Source organism: Saccharicrinis aurantiacus (genome assembly GCF_947489045.1).
GTDB classification, from domain to species: domain Bacteria; phylum Bacteroidota; class Bacteroidia; order Bacteroidales; family Marinilabiliaceae; genus Saccharicrinis; species Saccharicrinis aurantiacus.
On sequence record NZ_CANLCN010000003.1, the window covers coordinates 18,975 to 34,304 of the forward strand.

The following is a 15,330-nucleotide window of genomic DNA, read 5'->3' on the forward strand; positions in this document are numbered from 1 at the left end:
TAATTTACCCCCTGTTGAGAGCGTGCATTATGACTGATTTAAAATTATTAAATACTCAAAAATTAGTGAGGCTAAGAGTAATGTTGACTTTTATGTTTTTGTGCGTTTGTGCTTCTGTTTCATTAGCATCATCAACGCAAGTTTTTACGGTTAACGAAGGGCTTAGCTTAAATGAAGTTAGGGGAGTTTATCAGGATAAATATTTAAAGTACATCTGGATTTATACCCAAAATGGTTTGAATTGCTATAATGGGCACAGCATTGAGAAACTATATCTTGAGCGTGATAGTTTAAAGTCGAATAACTTTATAAATGATATTACTGAAGATAATTTGAATCAGCTTTGGCTTGCCACCAATATTGGTTTGGCTTGTTATAATTATGTGAGTAAGGAATGGGTGCCATTACCTCTGTATTTGCAGAAGGAGAAATACCAGCATATATGCATGTTTAATGATAGCTTATTATATGGAATAAGAAATCATGAGTTGGTAGAGCTTAAAATTCAGGGCGAAAATATCTCTATGCAAGAAGTATCTATCCCCGCGAAAGCGGTAAATGATATTACTGTTGTAGATGATCAACTTATTATATCCTCGTCGAGAGGAATATTCGCCTACAACCCCAATAAAAAGCAAGTAGAAAGTATCATCCCTGAGATAAAAAAATGTACTCAGTTAAAATACTTAGCAAAAACTAATAGTATTTGGATTAAGCAAAATAGTAGCAGTTTTATTATCCCAATAGAAAATGGGCACTTTGATGTTTCGGGCATGAATGACTACCACATTTATTTACGGAAACAGACTGGTATTGATTATAAAATTGGAGATGTTGCTTTTTCGGATGGTAAATATTGGTTTGCTACGCAGCAAGGTTTGATTTCGGTTGATAATGCAAGCCAAAATATTAAGTTTAAGAATCCTCCAAACTATTGGATGAACTCCTTGCTTGCGGATAATAAAGGTAATTTATGGTGCGGAACATGGCAAAAGGGCGTGGTGAAATATGCCAATCGAGAAACGCTTTTTAATACTTACAGAAAGACGGATACGGATAGTAAGATACCATCAGGCTTAATTAGTAGTATTTTAGAAATAGACAGCAATAGCATTGCTTTGGCAACAGAAACCGCAGGTTTAGTAATATATAACAGAACCATGGGCCAATTTAAAAGCGCAAAAGGCAATAACTACCAATTAAGCAGCAATATTATGCACTGCGTTAAAAAAGATTGGGAGGGAAGAGTTTGGGGTGGATATTACGACAATGGTTTTAATATTATTTCAGGAAAGAATAAAGAAACTTACAATACCGTAATTAATGCTTTCTTAAGTAGGAATGCTCGCATAACCTGTGATGATTTTTGCTTTGATGATAAGAACAAGATCATATACATTGCTACTACTTTTGGTGTGCTAAGCTTCGATACCGAATCGCTACAGATATCTACTTTGATAAAAAGTAATGAGGGATATATTTCTTCCCTTTTTAAGGATGAGAAAGATAACCTTTGGATAGCCTCTAAAAACGGGTTGAAGATCTATGATTTAAAATCAGATTCATACAATATAGAATTGGAAAAGAAGGCTCAAAAATTGGGCCTAACTTCCGTTGGGATAACCTCCATTTACTGCGATTCAAAAAATAGTATTTGGATTGGAACCTATGGCGATGGGCTTTATTATTACCAAACAAATAAGGGTTTTATTGAAGCAATACAACAGGCTGAGCATATCGATTTTAAGGTTGTATACAGTATTGTTGAAGATGATTTGGGTAGAATTTGGTTGGGCACAAATTCCGGTTTAGTAGCTTTTGATTATTCTACCAAACGCTTTTTAAATTATAAAAAGGTAGATGGCATACAAGACAATCAGTTTAACTATAATGCTGCAGCAAAAGCTAGTGACGGAACTCTATTTATGGGTGGTATTAATGGGTTTACTTATTTTAAACCTAAAAACATCAAAGCCAATATAGAGCTTCCTAGTCCTGTTGTTTCAGATATTACAATTGGAAACGATCACTACAATGTTGGTCAACTCGCTACTGGGTTGTCAACCAGCTACGATAAAAATAGCTTCGAAATTTCTTTTTTTACACCAGATTATACCTCTTCTGAAAGCTATATCTATAAATATTTTTTAGAGGGTTATTCAAGCGAGGAGCGGCTTTGTACTACAGGAACCAATAAAGTCTTTTTTTCCAATGTTCCACCCGGCAAGTATAAGCTAAAGTTATGGGTTGCACTTCCTAATTCGGCTTGGTCAGCGCCTACTTATAGTCCTGAAATTGTTATATATCCTCCGTGGTATAAATCAAATGTGGCTTATATCCTTTATGTAGTTATTTTATTTGCTCTATTTTTTATTACTTATCGCATTACGCGGAAACAAGCCTTATACAAAAGTTCCATTGCTTTGGCTAAATTAGAGAAGAAGCAAGCAGAAGAAATCAATCAAGCAAAGCTTCGTTTCTTTACAGATATTGCGCATGAAATCCGAACGCCTCTGACTCTAATTTTGGGTCCGATAAAAGAAATATTTGCAAGCAGAAAGCTTGATTATGAATTGCAGCATTCATTAAACACGGTGCATAAAAGTGCCAATAAGCTCACAAACTTAATGGATGAATTGCTCTTATTTCGGAAGGCAGAAAACGGCGCACTCCCTTTAAAGCTGCAGGAATGTAATATTGCCCATCTTATTAAGGATAATTGCGAGTTGTATCAATATGAGTTGTCTGGCAAAAACATCGAGATTCATTATTTTATTGATGAGAATATAAAAATGGTATGCGATGCAGATAAAATTGAAAAAGTAATCACTAATCTTCTTAGTAATGCCATTAAACACACACCGAAGGACGGCACAATTAATATAAAGGTTGAGGAATTAAATAAGGGAATTGAACTTTCGGTACAAGATACTGGCAAAGGCATATCTTCAGATGAGATTAATACTATTTTTAATCGTTTTTACCAAACAGATAACAACAATCAGCATGGTTTTGGAATAGGATTGGCTCTTGCTAAAAAGATTATTGAGGCACATAATGGAACTCTGAATGTAGAAAGTTCACTAGAAAATGGTAGTACTTTTAGGGCTTTTATTCCTCAGCTTGTAGCTAATGTTCCGGGAGAATATAAATACGATAAGAATACCTCAGGTAAAGTATCTACTCAGAATACAGAAAAGGTGACGATGAAGAATGCTCTTAAAGGAAGTATACTAATTGTGGAAGATAATGCGGAAATCAGTAAGTACATTGCAAGCATATTTGAAAAGTATTACAACGTGACTGTAAGACCGAATGGTAAAGAGGGTCTTGAATATGCTACCAATCACATTCCTGACATTATTATTTCTGATTATCAGATGCCCGAAATGAATGGAATTACCATGTGCCAAAAGCTAAAGAGCGCGTTTATAACTTCGCATATTCCTGTTGTTTTACTATCTGCATACAACGAAGTGGAAGAACAACTTAAAGGCCTAGAGGTTGGTGCCGATGATTATATAGGAAAGCCCTTTAATAGTGATATTTTGTTACAGAAAATCAATAATATTCTTCAATCGCGTAAGCAATTAATTGAATCATTTAAAAAGGGTGATCATGTTGATTTATCTAATTTTGAGCAGCAAGACCAACGTTTTTTAGACAAGCTTAATAAAATTATTATGCGCGAAATGAAGCACGAGAACTTTGGTGTGCCCGTGTTATGTGAGCAAATTGGAATTGGCAAAACCACATTAAACGATAAGCTAAGGCGTATGCTTGATGTTTCAACAGCAGAATATATTAGAAAGATGCGCTTAAAAGAAGGTTATAGGTTAATTACTGAAGAGAATTTTTCGCCTTCAGATGCTGCTTATGCCTTGGGTTTTTCTCCTGCTTACTTTTCAAGTTGTTTTAAGAAAGAGTACGGTGTTTCACCGGGGAAGATTTAATGATGTAATCCTTGATAATCAACTCTCCTGAGTCTTCGCCCAATAGAATAGTACTAATTATCTTACACTTATAATTAATATAAGAACGTAATTGCGCCTTGTTCTTGTCCTCTTCAGTATAAATATGGTAAAGGTTCGATGTTGGTAGATACTAATACGCGCTTATATGGTTCAAAATTTATGAGAAAATGTATATTAAGTAGGAAAAAATGTCTACCGAGCTTGCAAAAATGTCTACCAAGGAGGAAGAAATGTCTACCAAGTAGGAAGAAATGTCTACCGAAGGCGAAAAAATGTTTACCAGATAGGAAGGAGACTCTACCAGACAGGAAGTAGTGTCTACCAGACTCGAAGGAATGTCTACCGAGCTCGACATTGTACCTACAGAATAGGAAGAAGCCTATATTAAAATTGATGAAGTATATTACAGAATTACAGACTATGTGTGTAGTTCTGCCCTTTTAATGCACAGTGCCGAAGTTTTCGTGTCACTTAATAAAGTTGGTCCAAAACAGACTCAGTAAATCGTTAGTGCAGGAAGTATTAATGCTAAAGTATTGTTGAATCAGAAGCAGCTCGTTGTAATCTGTCATTTATTGTTTTTCCTAAGCCATTGTCAGGAAATCGTTCAGCAATAATTACATCTAAATTCATTTTATCCAAATTATGAAGCGTACTGAATAAATTGGAGGCAGCCTCTTTGAGGTCATTTTTATTGGATAAAGCAATTTGGTAAAAAACAGAAGTACTATTTACTGTTGAATTGAATGTTATTAAACCAATGCGTTTGTTTCTATATTGTTCTATGCTCTGTTCAATGTTATCTGATAAACAAAATTTAGTTGTGGGAGAGTAGTGCTTTAATAGCATTCCCGGAGCATCAGGGGTATTTTTTGATGTATTTAATACAGTTAATTCACCTGCAACTTCTTCAATATCTTCCATTGATAAGGCTCCTAAACGAAATAGGATAGGGGTATTGTTCTTAAAACCAATAATAGTAGATTCAACGCCTTTTTCACAGTTACCACCATCTAAAATGTAAGGGATCTTGTCGCCTAATTGCTCTTCAACATGGTGTGCACTAGTTGGACTTAAATAGTTAAAAGGGTTCGCACTTGGGGCTACAAGGGGGAAATCCAATTGGTTTAATAACTCTAATGTAACAGGGTGTCCTGGTAATCTTACCGCAACAGTTGATTTTCCTCCCGTAACTAAATCCGAAATACAATCCTGCTTATCAAGCACCATTGTCAGTGGTCCGGGCCAAAAGGCATCTGCTAACTTATAAGCTAAAGGAGGAATATTTGTAGCTATTTTGGCTAAGTCATCGATACTTTTAATATGAACAATAAGCGGGTTGTAGAAAGGACGATTTTTTACTTCAAATATTTTCTTAATCGCTTTTTCACTGTAAGCACTACCTGCTAAACCATATACAGTTTCAGTAGGTATAGCTACTACGTCTTCTTGTTTTAAAAATTCCGCTGCTTGTTCTATATTGTTCATTTGATGGTATTGATATTTTTGAGAGCACAAATGTATAGTATTCCTTGATAATCTTAAAATACTGACACTTAATATTTGTAGAAGTTGTTTAAAGTCATGCTGAAAAACTGCGAGTAACATCTTAATTTTATGAGATTGAAACATGTATTTTATCTCATAGAACTCTCGTTTCATTGATTTCAGCTAATTTTAATTCCGTAGCTATGGCTATGCAAGAAAAATTGAGCCTTGCCACTGAAAACCAATAGGTCACTCTCGAAATTTCTAGACAACTTTGAACAACTTCATAAAAAAGAAATACGGTAACCGCATAAAGCAATTACCGTATTTTAATTTAAGTCATCTGAGTTAATTATAAATTACTCAGTATTTCGTAATCTTATTTAAAGTCTTCTACTTTTTTGAACGAGTAATCGTACTCAAAACTCATTGGTACAATTTGGTTGTACTCTTCAATAGTTGCATCATTTAAACAAGCCTCAATAATCTTACGTCCTGTTTCCATTAATCCTGGTTGTAAGTATTGCTTTAATTCTTTTTTAAAGAATTCAGTTAACTCAGCAGCACCTGCATCATAACCTTCAACACCAACTTCTGGTTGCTTGTAAACTTTTAATAATTGCTTAGGAATTTTAGAACCTTCAATTGTTAAGTAGTTTAACTCATATCCTAATAAAGGACAACGAGAATCTTGGTATTGATCTTCACGTAACTTAGCAGCACCACGACGCGTCATGTACTCACGCATTAATAACTGAGGTTTGAAACCTACTTTCCAAGAACCAATGTTTTGGTTAGGAACTAATGTAAATGTAGTACGTGGTGTATCAATAATTTGCTTTAATAACATGTTAGCATGATCCACTTTTTTACCAGTAGCAAATGGCCAGTATGAACCAACACCTTCACTCTGCATAGAACCATCACTTACAATAGATGGGTTTTTGTGTCCACGAGGAGCCACTAAACGCCATAACCAAGCTAATGCTGGAGGTAAAATATGGAACATACCTGCAATACCGTAAGTAGGCTCTCCTTTAGTACACTGAGGAGCACGTAAACCAAATGAGCGAACATCAACAGCTACTGGGCGGTCAATTACGTTTGGCATAATCTTACGAGGGATTACCACACGTGGGTTCGGACACTTTTTACCTGGCTCATCTTCGATGTGATCCCAAATAAGAGCGGTAGAATCAGGATTAGTATCAATGTTTAAGAATAATAATGGCTCTTTAGGATTAATACAAGTTTTCTCAAGTGTTGGATCATCACCATATTGGTTTACTGAATCCACACGAACGAACCAAGAGTTCTCAGCATCAACGATACGTAATTTACCATCAGCTTCTTGAACAGAAGGGTGACAGAAAGCCATATCATCAGCAACCGGACGGAAAGCACAAGACTTAGGAATCTCAACGTGCTTAGTTTCACCAGTAACAATGTTCTGACCTAATAAAATACCACCTTCAGGCTCACGTAAAAGGTGTTGGTGTAACTCTGATTTACCACCACCAGAAGCACCCTCGTGCATAAATGTAGTAATGTTATCGTAAGGAGAAATAGCCTCAACTGCAGAACAGTGAGCTGTTACCCATCCTTCTTTTTCACCTTGTGTCAATAATACTCCGTAAACACCTTTTTTAGCAGATGGTCCAGGGTATAAGTTATATGAATATAATTCGTGAACTTCGTCAGTACGGTTGTGAACTACAACTTGTTTTCCTTCAAAGTGTGTATGACGGAATACAGGAGCTACAAAAATAGAAGACTTAATTTCCATTCCTTCTTTCAAATCCTCAAGCGATTTCATTTCCTGAAGCATAGCTAAACCTAAAGCGAAGAATCCAGCATTAGCAGGAGCAATAGCAATACCTAAAGAACCAATTCCGGCACGACCCGCAAAATAGAAGAATACAGCTAGGTCTTGTGCTTTCATCCATTCAAATGTTTCGCCTTGAATTTTTGAGAACTCATATCCAAACTTATCTTTAAATTTAGTTTTGTCTGTTGGTTTATCATCAGCAATGGCCATAGTTCCTGGGTCTCTACGACGCATGTATGACTCTGTGTAGTTTGCTGAAATACCATTCTTTACACGATGAACAACAGCTTCTGTGTATTCACCTTTTCCAGGTACATCATATTTAACTTCGAATTCTAAATTTTCTTTACCATTGGTTGCTGCATTTGCAAGCTCCTCAGTACTATTAAAAAAAGTAACACTTTTTGCTTCATTTAAAAGCATAGCAACATTATCCGGTAATGCAATCTTTAGTTTCTCAAGATGTTGTTGTAATTCTGTCATCTTTCTTGTTTATTTTATGATTAATGTTATAATTTTTCCATATTTCAGTTATGCATTTGATTAATGTATGTCAGGAGGGGTTATTACCCATATCACTTCAGTGGTTTCATCAGATTCATTGTAGGCTTCGTGCGATCTATTTGAATTAAAATAGAAACTGTCTTTTTCCTGAAGTGTATATTTCTTTTCTTTGAATTGAAGTACTATTTCACCCTTTAAGACAAAGCAAAATTCTTGTCCAGGATGCGTTCTCATAATGTTTTTAGAATTTGAGCCAGGTTTAAACTCAATTAAAAAGGCTTCCATTTGTTTACCATTGCCATGATTCGATAATAAATACAGCGAAGCTCCTGATTGATTCTGCTCAACAAAATGCTTTTCATCAAATTTAACTAGGGGATTGTTCGTTACAACTTCATTCTCACCAATTAGTTCTCCAACGGATGAGTGTAGGTTATCTGCAATAGATTTTAGAGTAACAATTGAAGGCGATGCTTTGGCATTTTCGATCTGAGATAAGGCACTTGAGCTAATACCAACTCTTTTTGCCAAATCATTAAGCTGCATATGTAATGCTTCTCTTTTTCTCTTTATTCTAATGCCCAATCTCTTCATTAATGTATGATTTTGTAATCGAAACAAAGGTAGTAATTGAAGGTAATTAAGCTAAGTTAAATAGAATTAAGCAATACTTAATTATTATGTTGTTGAGCACAATTTGCAAATAACAGATGCAATATGCTTACAATTTAGTTGTTTGTGGAGTTGTTTTGTTAGGAAGTGTAAATATGCTTCATTAAGTATTCTAGGATATTTGGATAGTATTCACTAATTCGTAGTTCACTTTAAGTATGAATACGATTATGTAAATTTTAAGTGCTAAAATTGATCCCTATCGGTGTATATATTTTACCTTAGAAGGTAATATTATCCAGAGATCATTTAAAGTATTATGAAGGGGTGTTGTATGCAGCAAAAAAAAGGCTACCTGTTTCCAGATAGCCTTTCGTATATATAATCAATAATTGATTATGCTTTGTAAAGCGGGTCAGCACCAATTGTACCAACAAGATCAGCCATGTAAGCATCAGAAGTGATGTAAGCTAATTTAGTTTTAGCAATTTCAATTCTTGAAGCCACATTCATATCTACAACTAACTCTGCATTTTCTGGCTGAGCAGCAAAATCTTCAAGATTTGCTAACTGAGAAGTAATAAATGCAGCAGATTGAGACTGACGTAAAGCCAAACGCTCTTTGTACCAATCGCTATTAACAACGTACTCACGATCGAAATATTTACGTAATTCAGGATCAGAAATTTCTTTTCCTTCGTACTCACCGTAAGCCATAATGTTTAATAGAATCTTCAATGGAGGAATAGCTGCATCAATAGAACCATCAGCAAAATAAGCTTTTGCTACTTTCTCTTGTGCTTCGCAGATGTTGTTAATACCATCCACAAAATCTTCCATGCTTTGAACCTCAGGCTTCAACATTTCCTCACTAAATACAGCTTTAGGCTCATCGAATAAACGGTTCATACAACGGAATGCGAAGTTTTCAGTAATTCTGTATCCTAAACGGCTACCTAATATTTTTTTACCTTCAAACTCGAAGTCTTCTATTTTCTCTAAACAACCTGTTTTAATTAATAACTCAGGATCTCTATCTTCAGGTACTAAACGTGCCCAAATTTCAGGAATAAGAAGACTAATATCGTGATCGAAACGATTTTTACCAACGTAACCTGCAGCAGAACTAAATCCTTGGTACTCTGTTAAGATGTACGATAATAAAGCATTGTTAAGGTCAGCAGTTGGAGCTAACATGTTAAAAGGACCTTTTGTTAAAGCACCCTCAGAACCTGCACCTGTTGTTGATGGAGATTTACCAGTTAAACTACAGATGAAATCCATAAATAACTCTGGTAACTCTTGGTAATGAATCGGGTTATAAACACTTAATGGTCTAATACCGTTTTCTTTATCAACTGGGTTATTTCTACGTCCTGGTAATACAGCATTTACTGGGTGAACAACAGCATCAGTAGCAGCAATTCTTCTGCGTAAACGGATACCTATTTCAGCTAAGTAACTATCTTCAGTTTCTGTAGCGTAAACGTTTTTCTCTAAGTAACGTGGGTTTTTAGTAGGACCATCAGCCACAACACGTGTATGAGATGGAGTTACAAAATAACCGTCTTTATCGCTGTTAGCAACCTTAGTAATAAGATCTTTAACAGGTTGTGTATACTTATCAAAGTTGATTGCATCTTCAACTAACTCAATAGCATCTGCTTTACGCATAGGCTCGTAGTTAGTAAGGAATGTGCCTGGAGTAACAATATCAAGTTCAGCACCTATATCGTAACCTCTAATTACAGCCTCATCCGGACGTTGGAATAAGTGAGCCTCACAGTTCTTAGTAATTTTCACACTCTTGTTAGCGTACTCTCCGTTTAAGTTAGGAATGCTGCTAGCAGGTAATGTAATAGAAGCTGTGATATCATCTTCCATCTGAATTTTATGAGAAGGAACAAAGTCAGAACGTAATTTGTGTACTAACCAGTTGCCATCTTCTTTAAATCCAATACGAACGTAGCTACCCATTACTGGGTTGTTTTTGTAAAGTAATGTTGTGCCTTCACGACCATTTACATACTCTACAGTCATATAATCTTTCCAGTTACCTGTTTCTTTATCGTTTCTGTAAAGACGTTTTACAAAAAGAACTAAAGTACGGATGTGTGCTGGAATGTTGTTTAAGAATTCGTTGTACTCATCGCTATACTGTTCTGATGGCGTTAATAATTTAACTGCAGAACCTAAAGTACGTTTTGGGCTTAAGAAAGAACGGCTCTCACCACCTTCTCTAACCTCTTTCCAACGATCAGAGTAATCTTTATTAATTACCTCATCAGCTAATTTAAAATCAGCCTCTAAGTTTTGGATGTTAAATGTACCATACTTAATAGCGTTTTGTAGCGATTTAGAAATCTCTGATTTACCACCACCAGAAACTGTACATGGTTTGTGACAGAACATACCTTCTGCACTTGTGTGTACTATGCGCCATAATGCTTGAGTAGGGTGTTTTACCAACTGAAACTTGTCACCAGAAGGGTGTACGTAAGTTTTCTCAGGAGATAATTTTAAAGATCCGCCATCCCAGCTAACTGTAGATTTTTGGATATCGATATCAGCCGACTCAGGAATATAAATGATATTTGGATATTTTTTATCGATAGCATAACCTTCAGCTTTTACTTCAGCTTTGCTATTAATAAGGCTCATAGCCTCTTTGAAGCTGTATTTGTAATCAAATTTATCAGAGAATACATCGCCAAATACATTTTCACTCATAATACCACGAGGGAATGCAATGGCACCACCAGCATGCTCTTCTTCAACTAAACCGTAAAGGTTAGCAGAGAAACCGATTTGAGTTTTTACTTCTTTTTTAGAATAACCATAATAGTTATCTGCAATAAGTGTAATAACTTGTCCCTTATCAGTTCTACAAGTTAATTTAAACGCACCACCTTCGTTGTATAATTCATCTTCGCTCTCGTAGCACATACCGTCTTTTTTCTGACGCTCTGTAGCTTCGCTAATATGCGGAAGACCAACATCTTTTTTCTTTAACTTAGTTAACTGAGGTGCAAGTACTACACAACCAGTATGACCAGTCCAGTGCTCAACATCTAATGCAGCATCGTTTTCTGCTAGGTTATGGTCACCTGCGTTACCAAAAATATTCTCAACAAAGTCAAGGTTACTAGCTAAACAACCAGGAGCGAAGAAACGAATCTCCATGCTTTTTTGCTCAATTACACCTGGAACCTCAGGACAAACAACCGGACGTAACATTAATGATAACATTACATTGGCTTTTTTCTCTTGGTTGGCAGTAAAAGGCAATTGTTTTGACTCTACATCCGGATTTAATGCTGAATGTAATAAGTGTGCAAAAGTTACTCTTGGTACCTCTTTCTTGTCCAAAGGCACAGGCATACCGCCATCTACAATGTGGAAAGTACCCTTAGTAGTTCTTTTATCAGCTTTAGGGTTGTTAAGAATACCTTGCTTTACTCTATAAGAGCTTACTAAATCATTCTTAAAAGTATCGCCGTTAGGTGGTAAACTGATTTCGCGAGCTAAACCTTTTTGATTTAATACAAATGTATTGTTAGGAATTTGTAATGATTTTCCGATGTTAACATCTTTAAGATAATCATCAATAAAGTTTTGAATTCTAGTGTCAACCGGAGAAAGGTGATCGGATAATAAACGTGACTTTTCTCTAAAGCTTTGGATTAAACCATCTGTTAGGTCTAAAAATTTTGCATTAGACAATTTTTTGTTTGAATCATTTTCATCATGAAACAAAGGTTGTCCAAGTGCAGCCAGCTGAAGATTTATGTACTGGATCATATCCTTACGATCCTTCTTAGTAGGCTTTAAATTTAATACTTCCTCTTTCATTATCTATTGATTTAATGGAATTTCTAATTTAGCGATGACAAAAATAAAAAATTAAAGATATTTTTCTTCATTTACTTTTAAATAAATAGTAGATAGGGTTTCTTAGATGATTGATTTATTTTTTTTCTTATGATTTAGTTACAGAATATTTTTTGAATAGAGTTTTTATAATCCTTATTCTATCATTCTTAAAATCAACCAAATTTACAAAAGGATTTCTTTAAACGGTAGAGATAATTGTTAAATATTAGTGAGCGAAAGTTATTAATTTCTAAATTTTGAGCGCGTGAATTATTAACAATGATTAACATCTCAGAAAGTGTTATTTTGAGGATAGAGGCCTAAAATTACTGAATAAACTTTCATTTTTTGCATAAAAAAACGCCAGTATGTATGAAATACTGACGTTATTCATGTTTTTTTTGGTTTTTATGATCTATAAAAATTCCGATTCCCCAGTCTCAGAAACTTCTTCTACTTCTGAAATAGGTTTTAAGTTTTCAGGAATCTCTTCATTCACATCATCTTTAAAATAAGGGAATACATCCGCTATAGGACTTTCCATTATTTGTGTGATATCAAAATCAACAGTCATTCCACTCATTGACTCATTAATGCGCTCGTATGCTTCTTTAAGGTCAGAAGCAAGTACTAACATCATATTTGAAACTTTCTTTTCTTTACCAGCTTCTTCATCAATACTTACAAAAACAACTTTACATTTATACCACTTGTCTCCATCATCGTAAAAGAATAGGTCGGTATAATTTGCTTTTTTTATCGAGGGAACTGAAAATTCGCCACTTACGTATTGTTCCATTTCAGCATGAATTCTGCTTTCAGCTTCGGTATATGAAACGGCATCAATTAAATAGGGTAGATTAACCTTTTTTTGTTTGCCTGTTTGTTCGTCTATTGCTTCGTATTTTACTTTACACTCAAACCAAGTATTCATTGTTTATCAATTTTCTGTTATTTTTTAAAGTATCGCAAAGATAGAATAATTCATGACTTTTTAATTGATGTTTTTGCGCAACTTTCTGTGCGGATAGTAATAGTAATTTTGGTATTTAATAGCTGATTGTTAAAATAAGGTGAAAAAATATTCACTCGTAAATATCAGTTATTGAGCGATTTGTAATAAATGTTTAAAATAAATCACAATAGAGTACGTGTAATGTAATACTTGATTGTCTTTATTATGAATTACCAATATTGTAAGCTATAAGCATTAGTATATTGGACTAACATTTACCACTATGGAACAAACAGCAATAAGAAGAAATTTATATAAGGTTTTAAGAAAAACAGGTATTCCACGCGAAAGCATTTCAGAGGATGCAAATTTGCAAGAAGGAATATTGAAAGATGAGGTTGATTTAACTTGTTTCTTATTTTTATTGGAAACTAAATTTCAGGTTGAAATTGATAACTCTGAATTGAATAATATCCGATCGGTAGAATCTACAATCGAATATTTACAACAACATTGTGCATAATTAGAATAGGTGATTAAATAACAACTATTAAAAACCAGGCTGCTTGTCTGGTTTTTTTAGATTAGGGACTAAGTATATTGAAATTGGTTTCTTAAAAACATTCTCTAAATCTTCATCGGGGGTGATTACATTATAATCTTTCCAAAAGGCAATATCCGTTTCCTTTATTTCATCCGCTAAAATATAATGGGTTTTAAACGACTCTGAATTTCTTAAAGGTTCACTATTATAGGTTGCATCGGAAATAAGCAATTCTGCCACAGCATGATATTCTGAGCTTTGTTTGTTTCGTTTATCCGACATCCGAATTTTTAGTTCGCCTCTTACATTATTTAAAATCCATTTGTCATTTATGGGTCTGTAATTAACTCTATACTCTGTAAAGTAAGGGGTTGACTTTATTTTTTTTGCATGTTGTTTTATTAGGTAATCGGCGCTGTTTTTTAAAGAGCGTTTGGTCATTGCAAATTTCACAGAACTAAGTGCATAGCTTTCTGTATCAATAATAAATTCGCCTTCGTAATACAAGTTATCTTCGGTTATAATAGGTTTAAACGATATTTTATACATGAGCCTATCATGTTCAATTATGTAGCCATTGTGTTTATATACATATTTTGTATCCTTATCATTTGTATTAAAAAAAGACCGGTGTTTAACCACATCAAGTTTGGCAAATACAGCGGGGCCGCCAGCTAATTTGAGTCGTGCTACTGATACATCTGTTTCACTTTTGACTTTACGACCTTTAATAAATTTAACTCTTTCTTCATCGATGCTATTAGAGTATTCGCTTTTATCAATCTGAAGAACAGCCTCTGCTACATCAATATACTGACCATCCTGAATGATGGTTTCTCTGAAGAATGCTTTAAGCGTTTGTGGTTCGTTAATATAGTTATCATTGAAGGCAGAAATGCAATTCTCAATTACCTCATCAGCCTTAATATTTTTGATTTTGATTTCTTTAATCTGCACAAACTTTTCTCGAAGAGCTACAAATATACTTGTATCAGAATTTGGGACTAGATACCTTTTCTGATTATAACTTAATGATGAAACAACAATTGTGCTATGAGCCAACGAATCGGGTATAATGAGAGAGAATTCTCCTTCAGCATTACTTATGGTTCCAAGTGCTTTTCCTAGAATGGAAATATTTGCATACGAAATGGGCTTATTGGTATTAGCTGAAAAAACAGTTCCGTTTACGATTAGGTTTTTACTACTAAGGACAGATTTCCGTTTTGCAAAATTATTAGTAATAATAATCTGATTACCTAAGGTATCTATTTTTGTATTGCTTAGGGTTTTGCCTAGAAGTTCGATTATTGAAATACCTTCCTCATTAATGCTAATGATAGAATCAGTAGGTATTGTGTTGGGATCGTATGAGAAGTCTACCTGATATTTTTTATTAAGCGAATCGAGTAGGTTCGAGATAGATATGTTTTCGTATTTAATACGAATTGGTTTTGTAATTTCCTTTTCACTTTGCGCTATAAGAGGTAATGTAGATATACTACATAATATTAAGATGATAAGTATGTTTTTGATTTCATGCACAGATTTA

8 protein-coding genes are annotated in these 15,330 nt (G+C 34.5%); 2 read left to right on the forward strand and 6 right to left on the reverse strand.

The window, feature by feature from the left end:
* Nucleotides 1–29 precede the first annotated feature (29 nt).
* The gene (locus QMO11_RS05015; RefSeq protein ID WP_282036304.1) at nt 30–3,953 is read left to right on the forward strand and encodes a hybrid sensor histidine kinase/response regulator transcription factor; all 3,924 of its coding nucleotides are present in this window, start codon (nt 30–32) and stop codon (nt 3,951–3,953) included.
* Nucleotides 3,954–4,502: 549 nt separating this feature from the next.
* Here the strand turns inward: QMO11_RS05015 and QMO11_RS05020 are convergent.
* The 5 genes from QMO11_RS05020 to QMO11_RS05040 all read right to left on the reverse strand — a co-directional run bounded on the left by QMO11_RS05020 (nt 4,503) and on the right by QMO11_RS05040 (nt 13,213).
* Entirely contained in the window at nt 4,503–5,462 is a 960-nt protein-coding gene (locus QMO11_RS05020; RefSeq protein WP_282036305.1) for an L-threonylcarbamoyladenylate synthase, read from the reverse strand.
* 379 nt (nt 5,463–5,841) lie between these two features.
* Nucleotides 5,842–7,773 (reverse strand): DUF4914 family protein, encoded by a 1,932-nt coding sequence (locus QMO11_RS05025; RefSeq protein ID WP_282036306.1) that lies wholly within the window; start codon nt 7,771–7,773, stop codon nt 5,842–5,844.
* Nucleotides 7,774–7,833: 60 nt separating this feature from the next.
* Nucleotides 7,834–8,388, reverse strand: a complete 555-nt coding sequence (locus QMO11_RS05030; protein WP_282036307.1) for a helix-turn-helix domain-containing protein — start codon at nt 8,386–8,388, stop codon at nt 7,834–7,836.
* 414 nt (nt 8,389–8,802) lie between these two features.
* Nucleotides 8,803–12,258 (reverse strand): PPi-type phosphoenolpyruvate carboxykinase family protein, encoded by a 3,456-nt coding sequence (locus QMO11_RS05035; protein ID WP_282036308.1) that lies wholly within the window; start codon nt 12,256–12,258, stop codon nt 8,803–8,805.
* 436 nt (nt 12,259–12,694) lie between these two features.
* Nucleotides 12,695–13,213, reverse strand: coding sequence for a DUF4494 domain-containing protein (locus QMO11_RS05040; RefSeq protein ID WP_068475417.1), 519 nt, complete (start codon nt 13,211–13,213; stop codon nt 12,695–12,697).
* A gap of 304 nt (nt 13,214–13,517) precedes the next feature.
* On the opposite strand from QMO11_RS05040, the gene QMO11_RS05045 reads away from it, so the two are divergent.
* Nucleotides 13,518–13,757, forward strand: coding sequence for an acyl carrier protein (locus QMO11_RS05045; RefSeq protein ID WP_068475420.1), 240 nt, complete (start codon nt 13,518–13,520; stop codon nt 13,755–13,757).
* Nucleotides 13,758–13,784: 27 nt separating this feature from the next.
* On the opposite strand, the gene QMO11_RS05050 is transcribed toward QMO11_RS05045, so the two are convergent.
* On the reverse strand, nt 13,785–15,323 hold the full coding sequence (locus QMO11_RS05050) for a carboxypeptidase-like regulatory domain-containing protein (RefSeq protein ID WP_282036309.1): 1,539 nt from the start codon (nt 15,321–15,323) through the stop codon (nt 13,785–13,787).
* Nucleotides 15,324–15,330: the final 7 nt, after the last annotated feature.

Bases quoted from the DNA above. Each gene is read 5' to 3' on its own strand.
- QMO11_RS05015 (WP_282036304.1), top strand. From the start codon at position 30: ATGACTGATTTAAAATTATTAAATACTCAAAAATTAGTGAGGCTAAGA.
- QMO11_RS05020 (WP_282036305.1), bottom strand. From the start codon at position 5,462: ATGAACAATATAGAACAAGCAGCGGAATTTTTAAAACAAGAAGACGTA.
- QMO11_RS05025 (WP_282036306.1), bottom strand. From the start codon at position 7,773: ATGACAGAATTACAACAACATCTTGAGAAACTAAAGATTGCATTACCG.
- QMO11_RS05030 (WP_282036307.1), bottom strand. From the start codon at position 8,388: ATGAAGAGATTGGGCATTAGAATAAAGAGAAAAAGAGAAGCATTACAT.
- QMO11_RS05035 (WP_282036308.1), bottom strand. From the start codon at position 12,258: ATGAAAGAGGAAGTATTAAATTTAAAGCCTACTAAGAAGGATCGTAAG.
- QMO11_RS05040 (WP_068475417.1), bottom strand. From the start codon at position 13,213: ATGAATACTTGGTTTGAGTGTAAAGTAAAATACGAAGCAATAGACGAA.
- QMO11_RS05045 (WP_068475420.1), top strand. From the start codon at position 13,518: ATGGAACAAACAGCAATAAGAAGAAATTTATATAAGGTTTTAAGAAAA.